The 1,272-nt window shown below is 27.0% G+C and carries 1 protein-coding gene; it reads left to right on the top strand.

Going from position 1 to position 1,272, the window contains the following annotated elements:
• Positions 1-93: 93 nt before the first annotated feature.
• Positions 94-1,263: an RNA-guided endonuclease InsQ/TnpB family protein gene (locus tag FGK85_RS15135; protein ID WP_171011459.1), complete on the top strand. Its 1,170-nt coding sequence runs from the start codon at positions 94-96 to the stop codon at positions 1,261-1,263.
• Positions 1,264-1,272: the final 9 nt, after the last annotated feature.

Below are 1,272 nucleotides of genomic sequence, written 5' to 3'. Positions count from 1 at the left end.
GAAGGAATATTAAAAGTATTTAGAACACCAACAAATAGGAGATATTATACTTATGAACAATATAAAGAAAATATAAGAAAAAAATAAAGGAAGATGAAGAAGTTGAAAAAAGCATACAAAATAGAAATTAAACCAATAGAAGAACAGATAACTAAAATTCATAAAACTATTGGTGTAAGTAGGTTCATATACAATTTTTATATTGCTTATAATAAAGAAGTTTACGAAAAAGAGAAAAAATTTATTAGTGGTATGGATTTTTCTAAATGGCTTAATAACAAATATATTCCTAATAATCCTGACAAAGCGTGGATTAAAGAAGTGTCTTCCAAAGCTACTAAGCAAGCCATTATGAATGGAGAAAAAGCATTCAAGAAATTCTTTAAAGGGGAAAGCGGCTTTCCTAAATTTAAGAAAAAGAAAAATCAAGATGTTAAAGCTTACCTTCCAAAGAATAATAAAACAGATTGGACTATTGAAAGACATAGAGTTAAAGTTCCAACTTTAGGTTGGGTTAGATTAAAAGAATTTGGATACATTCCAGTTAACTCTATAGTTAAAAGTGGTACAGTAAGTCAAAAAGCAGATAGATATTTTGTTTCAATTTTAGTTGAAGAAGCTATTAATTTAGACAATAAACCTTATTCAGAAGGAATAGGCGTAGACCTTGGACTAAAAGATTTTGCAATTTGTAATAATGGCTTAACTAAAAAGAATATTAACAAAACTGAAACAGTTAAAAAAGCAGACAAGAAACTAAAACGTGAGCAAAGAAAACTTTCAAGAAAATATGAAAGTTTAAAATTAAGAAATAAAAAAGAGAAAGGAGAAGCTACTCGTCAAAATATCCAAAAACAAATAGTAAAGGTACAAAAACTTCATCAAAGACTTACAAATATAAGAACTGATTACATAAATAAAACAGTGAATGAGTTAATAAAACAAAAACCAAGTTTTATAACTATTGAAGATTTAAATGTAAGTGGAATGATGAAGAATAGGCATTTAGCAAAGGCAATTGCTGGGCAGAAGTTTTATGAATTTAGAAGTAAGCTTATTTCAAAAGCCAAGCAAAACAATATTGAAATAAGGATAGTTGATAGATTCTATCCTAGTAGTAAAATGTGTAGTTGTTGTGGAGCATATAAAAAAGATTTAAAACTATCTGATAGAGTTTATAAATGCAGTTGTGGACTTTCTATTGATAGAGATTTAAATGCTTCAATAAATTTAGCTAATGCAAAAGAATATAAGATAGCTTAATTAAACAAG

This window comes from Haloimpatiens lingqiaonensis, assembly GCF_901447495.1.
GTDB classification, from domain to species: domain Bacteria; phylum Bacillota; class Clostridia; order Clostridiales; family Clostridiaceae; genus Haloimpatiens; species Haloimpatiens lingqiaonensis.
This window is presented reverse-complemented; position numbering and strand designations above follow the sequence as displayed.